This is a genomic window from Rhodococcus baikonurensis, from assembly GCF_040489275.1.
Lineage (GTDB): Bacteria > Actinomycetota > Actinomycetes > Mycobacteriales > Mycobacteriaceae > Rhodococcus_F > Rhodococcus_F baikonurensis.
Map to the genome: position 1 here is coordinate 655297 of NZ_JBEUOQ010000003.1, position 11417 is coordinate 666713.

General features: G+C 61.9%; 1 protein-coding gene. It reads left to right on the forward strand.

Features of this window, described 5'->3' with window-relative positions; genetic code table 11:
* Positions 1 to 475: 475 nt before the first annotated feature.
* Positions 476 to 11417: amino acid adenylation domain-containing protein (locus tag ABWI03_RS10810; RefSeq protein WP_435054178.1), on the forward strand; the 10942-nt coding region annotated here is incomplete at its 3' end.

Here is an 11417-nt window from a genome sequence, read left to right on the forward strand (position 1 = left end):
TGTCGAATCTGGTTCGAGCTCGGGCGCCGAGTAGCTGACGGGCCTGTAAATTGTCCGAGGTGACTGATGTGGATGGGGGTGCAGATCGTCGGCTGCAGATTGATTGTTCCAGGGGTGGAGATGTCGCGCACAGCGTCTGAACCGTGCGTTTCGGCAAGGCGATCGGGGGGTAGATGCGCTGGGCGATTTGTAACGAATTGCAGCAAAACCGTCGATATACCGGGGTATGGATTTCTCTTGTCACCTATGTATCGGAGACAATGGGTGGTTCTGGCTCGTCGAGGTTGGATGAGGTCGGTAGCTGCTGCGAATCGGACGTTCGGCTCGCACGGGTGCGCAATGGTGTGGAAGAGAGGCTGTGGGCGTGAATTCGCTGGGTAACGGAGAACTGGGGAGCGGCAAGCCGGAGGTCGGCAGCTCGCCGGAAGACGTTCAGCGATCAGACGCATTCCCGCTTTCAGCGGCCCAGCTCGGTATGTGGTTCGCGCAGCACCTTGATCCCGCCGTACCGGTCAACATCGCTCAGTACGTCGAACTCCGTGGTGCTCTCGAGCTTGATGCTCTTCGTCAGGCCTGTGCAGACGCCGGTCGCGAAATTGGGTCGGCCTTCGTTCGGATCTTCGAGATCGACGCCCAGCCGTACCAGATCATCGACCCCACACTCGATGATTCCGTCGGCTACGTCGACCTTCGTAGTGAAGACGACTCACACGACGCAGCCATGCGGTGGATGCGAGCAGATCGCAGTCGGCCGATCGACATGCTTGCGGACCGACTGATCTCTGCCACGATCTTGCGCCTCGGTGAGAACCGCTACTACTGGTACACACGGGTTCACCACACAATTCTCGACGGTTTCGGTGCCTCGACGTTCGTCACTCGTGTGGCGGAGTTGTACTCGGCGCGCGTGGAGGGCCGGGATCCGGAGCCGAGTGAGGCCTCCGATCTCCGGAACGTCTACGAGGTAGACAACAAGTACCGCCAGTCGAGTCGGTTCGAAACCGATCGCAAGTACTGGGCAGACAAGATCGAGAATCTCGACGAGATCTCGAGCCTCGCGGGTCGAAGTGCCGCGCCTGCTCCGGTCAGTCGGATCGACAGTGCAGCGCTGTCCAACCACGTCGAGGCGCTGCTCGGGCGGTTCCTCGAGCGCGTAGAGAAGACCACTGTTGCCGGCACTGTCGTCGCGGCGTTTGCGGCGTACCTCGCTCAGATGACCGGACGAGAGGACGTGTCGCTGAGTTTGCCCGTTTCCGGTCGAACGACAGCCGTGCTGCGCCGGTCCGGTGGCATGGTCTCCAACGTCGTTCCGCTGCGACTGACCGTCACTGCGGACACCACCGTCCAGGATCTTCTGGACGACGTCAGGAACGAAATGTCCGGCGCACTGCGCCATCAGCGGTACCGACACGAGGACATGGTTCGCGGCGGTGACGGGCCGGGTCGGGGCGGATTCTTCGGCCCGTGGATCAACATCATGATGTTTTCCACCGAGTTGGCGTTCGGGCCCCTCGTCGGCGAGCTTCACATCCTGTCCACGGGGTTGATCGAAGACCTCGGTGTCAACCTGTACCAGAGCGTCGGCGACACCCGTACGCACATCGACTTCGAGTCGAATCCCAATCTGTACGGGCCCGCTGACGCCCAGCGAAATCACTCGCGGTTCGTGGAGTTCCTCGAGAAGTTCGTCTCGGCCGAAACGAGCCGCAAGGTCTGGGATCTCCCTGTCGCAACCGACGAGGAGCGGAACAAGGTTGCATTGTGGAACCGCACCGGCTTCCACGTTGCCTCGCAAACCATCACCGAAGCATTCGAGCGTCAGGTCGAGCGTACTCCCGATGCCACCGCTGTTGTTTTCGAAGGCGCCAGCCTCACGTACGCCGAATTCGACGCCCGCGCAAACGGTTTGGCCCGTCAGCTCATCGGCATGGGTGTTGGGCCCGAATCGCTTGTGGGACTGTCGATCCGCAGGTCTCTGGACTTGATGGTCGGTCTGTATGCGATCGCCAAGGCCGGCGGAGCCTGGGTGCCGGTAGATCCCGACCATCCAGCCGACCGCACCGCATATATTCTCGAGTCGGCGCAGCCCACGTGTGTTGTGACTACTGCGCGGGACGATGTGGATCTGCCCGAGGGGACACGGGTGATCGAGATCGACACCCTCGACTACGAACAGCTCGACAGTAGGTCGATCGCCAACGCAGATCGCCTGTCTCCCTTGCATTTCTCGAACACTGCGTACGTGATCTACACCTCGGGGTCGACCGGGCGACCCAAGGGTGTCGCGGTCACTCATGCAGCGATCAACAATCAGCTTCAGTGGATGAACACCGAGTACGGGCTTTCGGCGTCGGACATCTACCTGCAGAAGACCGCCACGACATTCGACGTGTCGCTGTGGGGATTCTTCATGCCGTTGCAGGTCGGCGCCACACTGGTAGTTGCGACTCCGGACGGTCATCGAGACCCGATCTACGTGGCAAACAAGATCGCGGAACTCGGCGTCACGATCACCGACTTCGTGCCATCCATGCTCACGCTGTTCACTGCGAACGCACCTGCCGGATCTTGTGATTCGTTGCGCCACGTGTTCGTCATCGGCGAGGCGCTCCCACCGGAGACATCTTCCGCCTTCCGTGAACTCTGTGGAGCCGGACTGCACAACCTGTATGGTCCGACTGAAGCCGCGGTGTCGGTCACGTACTACGAGGCCGTGTCCTCGGACACTACTTCCGTGCCGATCGGTATGCCGCAGTGGAACACTCAGGCACACGTACTGGACGGGCAACTTCGACCGACGCCCATCGGGCAGCCGGGTGAGCTCTACCTCGCGGGCGTCCAACTCGCGCGTGGGTACGTGGGTCGACCTGATCTGAGCTCGGATCGGTTCGTCGCCAATCCGTACGGCACGGCCGGTGAGCGTATGTACCGGACCGGCGACCTTGTCCGACGCCGTGAGGACGGAAATCTCGACTACATCGGGCGTACCGACTTCCAGGTGAAGTTCCGTGGGCAGCGCATCGAGCTCGGCGAAATCGAGACCGTTCTTCTGGCACACCCCGATGTTTCCCAGGCTGTCGTCTTGGTGACCGTCACCCCGACCGGTGATCAATTGGTCGGCTACGTCGTACCGGGGCCTGGCCGAAACATCGATGCTGCTGTCCTCAGCGAGTTCGCCGGTCGAAGCCTCCCGTCGTACATGGTTCCGGCCGCGTTGATGGTGCTCGATGCGTTGCCGCTCAACACGAGTGGCAAATTGGATCGTGCCGGGTTGCCCGAGCCGGTGTTCGCGAGTGCGAAGCAGTACCGCGAGCCCCGCACCGAAATCGAACGCGTCGTGGCTGACGTGTTTGCCGACGTGCTCGGTGTCGAGCGCGTCGGTATCGATGACGACTTCTTCGATCTCGGTGGAAACTCTCTGGTTGCAACACAATTGGTGACCCGAGTGGGTTCGGCATTGGGAGTGCAACTCGGCGTTCGGGAGCTTTTCGAATCCACCACGGTCGCTACCTTGGCGGCCCGCGCCGAGTCGGTGGCGGGCAACGCCAGGCAGCTCACCCCGCTGATCGCCAAGCCTCGTCCCGAGGTCGTCCCGCTCTCGCTTGCGCAGCAGCGTATGTGGTTCATCAACCGTCTCGACCCGTCGACACCCGCGTACAACCTTCCGTTCACGGTCCGGCTCACCGGTTCGGTGGACCCGTCCGCCCTGCATGCCGCGGTGATGGACCTTCTCGAGCGGCACGAGTCTCTGCGCACGATCTACCCCGATGTCGACGGAACCGCGCAACAGCTGGTTCTGCCGGTCGACCGGGCTGCAGTGGAGTTGAACCCGGTCAAGATTCGGAATTCGCATCTCGACGCGGCCCTGTTCGACGTGGCGTCTCGCGGCTTCGACGTGACGCTCGAAATTCCGGTACGGGTTGCCCTCTTCGAGGTGTCTCCGACGGACTACGTGCTGGTGATGGTTCTCCATCACATCGCTGCAGACGGACTGTCGTTCCGTCCGCTCGCACGTGACCTTCTCGTCGCATACTCGGCGCGAAGTGAGAAGACGGCGCCGGCGTGGACGCCGCTGCCGATTCAGTACGCCGATTACGCGCTGTGGCAACGCGAAGCACTGGGATCCGACGAAGACCCCCGATCGGAATCGTCTCGCCAGATCAACTACTGGCGCCGGGCGCTCGCTGATCTGCCGGATCAGTTGGATCTGCCCACAGACCGACCTCGTCCTGCCGTCGCGTCCAATCACGGTGCCAAGCACCATTTTCAGATCAGCGAACGCACGACGCGCAAGCTGAACGAGTTGGCGCGCTCGAGGAGCGTCTCGCTGTTCATGGTGTTGCAGGCGGCCTATGCAACATTGTTGAGCCGGATCAGTGGTACCTCCGACATCGCGATCGGTGCCCCGATCGGCGGGCGAGGCGATCAAGCCCTCAACGACGTGATCGGCATGTTCGTGAACACCCTGGTGCTCCGCACCGAGGTCGATCCGAACGAACGGTTCGACGAGTTGCTCGCTCGGGTAAGGGAATCGGGGTTGTCTGCCTACGGGCACGCCGATGTACCGTTCGAGCGGTTGGTCGAGGTGCTGAGCCCAGCGCGTTCGCAGGCTCGTCACCCGCTCTTCCAGGTTGCGCTCACTGCGGAGATCAGTGGACGACGCGAACTGGAATTCTCGGGCGTCAAAGCAGTGGCAGCTGAATTGGAAGTTCCGGTCGCCAAATTTGATCTCGAACTCATGGTGTCCGAGAATCCTGAAGGAACCGAAGACTCGGATGTCTTGAGTGCCACCTTCACCTACGCCACGGACTTGTTCGATCCGGCCACGGTGAACACATTCGCTACTCGGTTCGTGCGCATTCTCGATGCAGTGGCTACCCGACCTGAAACGGTCGTCGGTGATATAGACCTGCTCTCACGCTCTGAGCGCACCGATCTGACGGTCGTTACCTCGGACGACGCGATGCCCCGGCAGAGTCTCGTCGACATCTTCCTGTCCGGCACGGCTGAAGCGGACTCGGTTGCTGTGCGCTTCGAGGGTCGATCGATCACCTACCGCGAGCTCGATGAGCAGTCGTCGAAACTCGCACGGGTTCTGATCGGACGTGGCGCAGGCCCCGAGACCATCGTTGCTCTCGCCTTTCCTCGCTCGTACGAGATGGTCTGTGCAGTATGGGCGGTGGCGAAGTCAGGGGCGGCGTACGTGCCAGTCGACCCGAGCTATCCGGAAGATCGTGTCCGGCACATGCTGGCCGATTCTTCGGCCGCGATCGGACTCACGTCGGCACAGTTCGTTGATCAACTCCCTGCGGTCACTGATTGGTTGGTCCTCGACAGCCAGGCTCTGAACGGAGAACTGTCGGCGCAATCATCAGCGCCGGTCACGGACGAGGACCGAATCGCTCCGATTCACAGTTCACACGTTGCATATGTGATTTACACATCCGGTTCCACGGGAAAACCGAAGGGTGTCAGCGTCACTCACGGTGGTCTCCGTGGTGTCAGGGACGCAGCTCAGCGTCGGTACGGGGTGGATCAGACCTCGCGGTTCCTGCATATCTGTTCACCGAGCTTCGACCCGTCAGTGCTCGAATGGATGGTTGCCTTCACAGCGGGTGCAACTTTGGTGATCGTTCCGTCGACGATAATCGGTGGACACGAGTTGTCGGATCTTCTTCATGCCGAGAAGGTCACACACGCCATCATCACACCCGCAGTACTCGGGACCATGGAGCCGGCAGAGCTGCCTGAATTGCGAGTCGTCTCCGTCGGCGGTGACGTGACCACTCCCGAGTTGCTGGCGAAATGGGCTCCAGGGCGCGCCTACTTCAATGGGTACGGTCCGACCGAGACCACTATCATTTCGTCGTTCGGCGATCTCGCGATCGGCCGATCGATCGACATCGGGCGTCCCGTCGAGGGCATGTCTGCACTGGTACTCGACGAGCGTCTGCATCCGGTTCCAGTCGGTACCAGGGGAGAGCTCTACTTTGCGGGCGCTGCATTGGCTCGCGGCTACCACGAGCGGCGAGGTCTCTCCGCGGAACGATTTGTGGCCAACCCGTATTCGCCGGATGGCGAACGGATGTACCGGACCGGCGATGTCGTGCGCTGGACAGGCGGAGACACGCAAGGCGACGCGGGGGTCCTCGAATACGTCGGCCGCAGTGACTTCCAGGTCAAGGTTCGCGGATTCCGTATCGAGCTCGGTGAGATCGACGCAGTTCTGTCCTCGCACGAGTCTGTGCGCTTCGCGGTGACGATCGGAAGCGAAGGCGCGGCGGGTGTCACAACCCTCGTTTCCTACGTCGAACTGGCTGACGGTTCGAGTTTCGATCGGGACCTGCTCGCCTCGTTCGTTGCAGAATCTCTGCCGAGCTACATGGTTCCTTCCGTCATCATGGAGCTCGCCGAGGTTCCGTTGACACCGGTGGGCAAATTGGATCGCCGGGCTTTGCCGGAGCCTGTTTTCGAGGTTCGCGAGTTCCGTGCGCCCACCACTCCGGTGGAAGAGATTGTCGCGCAGGTGATCGCGGATGTTCTCGGCGTGGAACGAGTCGGCCTCGACGACGACTTCTTCGAACTCGGTGGCAACTCCCTGGTGGCCACCCAGGTCACCTCGAGGTTGGGACGGGCGCTCGATACCACCGTGCCGGTGCGGACGCTTTTCGACGTTTCCACCGTCGAGGCGCTCGCCGCACATATCGAGTCGCACGTAGGTGTCGGCGGGAAGAAGGCACTCGTCGCACAGGCGCGTCCCGCAGAAATCCCGTTGTCGTTGGCGCAGCAGCGCATGTGGTTCCTGAACCGTTTCGATACCGACTCCGCTGCTTACAACATCACTTTCGCACTGCACCTGACTGGCCATCTCGATGTGGCCGCGATGGAAATGGCGCTCGAGGATGTACTGGCCCGGCACGAAGTTCTCCGGACGGTGTATCCGGACGGGGTCTCCGGACCGAAGCAGTCGATTCTGTCGCTTTCGGAGGCGTTCGGCGGACTGACCGTGGAGTCGGTTTCGGATCAGGACGAGCTCGAAAGTCGAGTCGCTGCAATCGGATCCTCGGCGATCGACGTCACCGTCGACGTGCCGATCCGTGTCCGCCTGTTGACGGTGAGCGACACCGAGCACACCCTCGCGATCGTGGTTCATCACATCGCCGCCGACGGTTGGTCGATGGCGCCTCTGGCACGCGATCTCATGATTGCCTACTCGGCACGCAAGGACGGGATTGCGCCGGCGTGGCACCCGTTGGCTGTGCAGTACGCCGACTATTCGTTGTGGCAGCGTGAGGTTCTGGGGTCCGAAGACGACCCGGAATCATTGATCTCGCAGCAGATTTCCTACTGGACCTCGACTCTGGCTGACCTACCGGATGTGATCGAGCTTCCGTCGGACCGGCCTCGACCCGACGTAGCCTCGATGCGCGGCGAACGATTCGCCTTCGAGATCTCCGGTGATGTGCACCGTCGATTGGACGCGTTGGCACGGGAGAACAACGCGACGCTCTTCATGGCGTTGCACTCGGCGCTTGCCGTTCTGATGGCCCGACTGAGCGGAACCTCGGATATCGCCGTGGGCACTCCCGTTGCCGGTCGCGGCGACGAGGCGCTCGACGATCTCGTCGGTATGTTCGTCAACACGCTTGTTCTGCGCACCGAGGTAGACCAGGCCCAGGCATTCACGGATCTGCTGGCTGCGGCGAGTGATTCTGCGCTCGGAGCGTTCGCTCACTCGGACGTGCCCTTCGAGCGGTTGGTGGACGTCTTGGCTCCGGCCAGGTCGCAGGCCAGACATCCGCTGTTCCAGGTTGTCCTGTCCTTGCAGAATCTCGCGCAAACGACACTCGAACTACCGGGCCTGGCTATCAAGGCCGCCGAAATCGACACCACCACTGCAAAGTTCGACCTCGAACTCGCAGTAACCGAGTCGATCGGCGAAGACGGGATCCAGCAAGGGCTCTCGGCCGAATTCACGTTTGCTGCAGATCTGTTCGACGTGTCGACGGTCGAAGGGTTTGCTCGGCGACTGGTTCGTATTCTAGAGACTGTCGTATCGATTCCCTCGATTGTCGTCGGTGACATCGACATTCTCGATGCGGCTGAACGTGGTGCGCTGGCCGATGTTCGTGGAGGTCAGGCGGTCTCGGGAACCCTGGTCGAGATCCTCACAGCGGCGGCCGCTGTGGATCCGTCGGCGGATGCGATTCGCTTCGACGGTCAGTCGATCAGCTACCGCGAACTCGACGAGCGGTCGTCGCAACTCGCTCGTGTTCTGATTGCGAAGGGCGTCGGGCCGGAGGATCGGGTCGCGATCGCGATTCCGCGTTCGGCCGATTCGGTTCTCGCCCTGTGGGCAGTGGCGAAAACGGGTGCTGCATTCGTGCCCGTCGACCCGACGTATCCGGTTGACCGTATCGCCCACATGATTACCGATTCCGGTGCGGTACTGGGTCTTGCCCTCAGTGACGTCGAGGCAGGATTGCCGTCGGCGTTGACGTGGGTTGTTCTCGACGACAAGAAGACAGCGGCGGCGTGTGCGGCAGAATCTTGCGCGCCGGTGAGTGATTCGGATCGACGCAGTGCGATCGACGAGCGGCAGCCTGCCTACGTCATCTACACCTCCGGCACCACGGGTCTGCCCAAGGGCGTTGTGGTCACCAATGCCGGTGTGGCGAATTTCTGTGCCGAGCAGGTCGATCGCTATGCGTTGACTAACGATGCTCGGACGCTCCATTTCGCATCGCCGAGTTTCGATGCTTCTGTTCTCGAGTTGCTGATGGCATTCGGAGCGGCATCGACGATGGTGATTGCGCCGACGACGGTGTACGGCGGCGCGGAATTGGCTGAGATCTTGCGCGCGGAGGGCGTGACCCATGCGTTCGTGACGCCCGCTGCTCTGGCATCGGTGGATCCGAGTGGGCTCGACGCGTTGCGGGTGGTTGTCGTCGGTGGCGAAGCCAGTTCGCGGTCTCTCGTTGCCAAGTGGGCGGTGCCACTCCCGGACGGCGGTGTGCGTGGATTCTTCAATGCGTACGGTCCGACGGAGTCGACGGTCGCGTCGAACATCAGTGATGCGCTGACCGCGTTTGACCGCATGAACATCGGCGGCCCGATTCGGGGTATGGCCGCGCGGATCTTGGACGGCCGCTTGCAGCCCGTTCCGGTTGGTGTCGCGGGTGAGTTGTACGTGTCGGGTGTTCAGGTCGCTCGTGGATACCTGGGACAGCCGGCATTGACAGCGGGTCGTTTTGTCGCGGACCCGTTCGGGGCGCCCGCTGAGCGGTTGTACCGCACGGGTGATGTGGTCCGGTGGATCGACGGTGGCGCGGTGGAGTACGTGGGCCGCAGCGACTTCCAGGTCAAGATCCGTGGGTTCCGTATCGAACTCGGCGAAATCGAGGCCGCACTGACCCGATGCGCGGGCGTTGCGCAAGCTGTAGCTCTTGTACGCTCCGACGATCACTTCGGCGATCGCCTCGTTGCCTACGTAGTGCGACAGACCGGCGCCGAGGTGGATCCCGCACAGGTCATCGAGTCGGTGTCGACGTTCCTCACCGGCTACATGGTTCCCGACTCGGTTCTGGTGCTCGATTCGATTCCGTTGACCACCGCGGGCAAGACGGATATCAAAGCTCTCCCTTCGCCCGTGTTCGAGTCGAAGGTCTACCAAGCGCCGGTCACGACCGTCGAAGAGACTGTCGCGCAGGTGTTCTCCGAAGTTCTCGGAGTGGCACAGGTCGGCCGAGACGATGATTTCTTCGAACTCGGAGGCAACTCGCTGGTCGCGACCCGGGTCGCCGCACGACTGGGGGAGGCGCTCGACACAAGCGTTCCGGTTCGTGCGCTCTTCGAAGCGTCGACCGTGCAGTCACTCGCCGTCCGGCTCGAGCTGCACGCCGGCTCGGGTGCCACAGCGCCGCTGGTGCCGCAGCCCCGGCCAGCTCGGATCCCACTTTCGTTGGCGCAGCAGCGCATGTGGTTCCTGAACAGGTTCGAACCGGCGTCGGCTGTGAACAACGTGCCGGCGGCGATCAGGATTTCCGGCGCCCTCGATGTGGCAGCTCTCAAAGCCGCCGTGATCGATGTCGTGGGCAGACACGAATCACTGCGGACGCTGTACCCGGACGTCGACGGCGTCGGGTACCAGGAAGTCCGCGACGTTCGAGACGTTGTGGTCGATCTCAGCCCCGTGTCGATCACGGAAGATCGCTTGGCTGCAGGCGTCGCCGAGCTGGCCACGGACGGCTTCGACGTGACGTCCGAAGTTCCGTTGCGCGTGAAGCTCTTCAAAGTCGGCGACAGCGAATACGTCCTGGTTTTCGTGGTGCATCACATCTCGACCGACGGTTTCTCGATGGGTCCGTTGACCCGCGACGTGATGGTTGCGTACGAAGCACGTACACGAGCGTCGGTGCCGGCTTGGACGCCGTTGCCGGTGCAGTACGCGGATTACTCGTTGTGGCAGCGTGAGGTTCTCGGGTCCGAGGACGATCCGCAGTCCGTCATCGCGCAGCAGATTGCGTTCTGGTCGGGTGCGTTGGCTGATCTTCCGGAGCAGTTGGATCTGCCTGGTGATCGTCCGCGCCCCGAGGTCGCGTCAGGGCACGGAGCGGAGGTCGAGTTCGAGATCGACGCCGCTCTGCACAAAGCTGTCAATTCGATTGCGCACAGCAGTAACTCGACACCCTTCATGGTTGTCCACGCGGCTCTCGCCGTCGTGCTCTCGCGCTTGTCCGCAACCACGGATATCGCGATCGGTGCCCCGATCGCGGGTCGTGGTGAGGCGCAGCTCGACGATGTGATCGGTATGTTCGTTAATACTTTGGTGTTGCGTACCGAGGTTGATCCGTCGATGTCGTTTGCGGAGTTGTTGGCTTCTGCGCGTGAGGTGGATCTGCAGGCGTTCGCGCATGCGGATGTTCCGTTCGAGCGGATCGTGGAAGCGCTCGATCCGGTTCGTTCGCAGGCTCGTCATCCGTTGTTCCAGGTGGCGTTGACGTTCCAGAATCACGAACAGACAACGCTCGAATTGGGCGACCTCGAAGTGTCGATCGAAAGTGCCGATCTTGCGCTGGCGAAATTCGATCTCCAGTTGACCTTGACCGAACGAACCGACGAGGCCGGCGCACCCGCAGGGATGTCAGCCGCCTTGACGTATGCGACGGATCTCTTCGACGAGTCGACCGTTCTGGAATTCGGTGATCGGCTGGTACGGACCTTCCGTGCGGTGACTGCTGATCCCACCGTAGCGGTGGGTGACGTTGACATCTTGGTCGATGGTGAACGAAACCTGCTGTCCCGCTTCAGCGCTGGCCAGATCGATGGTGGTGTGGATTCGACGTTGTCGGCGTGGTTCGATGATGCTGCTGCGCGGTTTGGTGATCGGGTTGCGGTGCGGTTCGGTGACGAGTCGT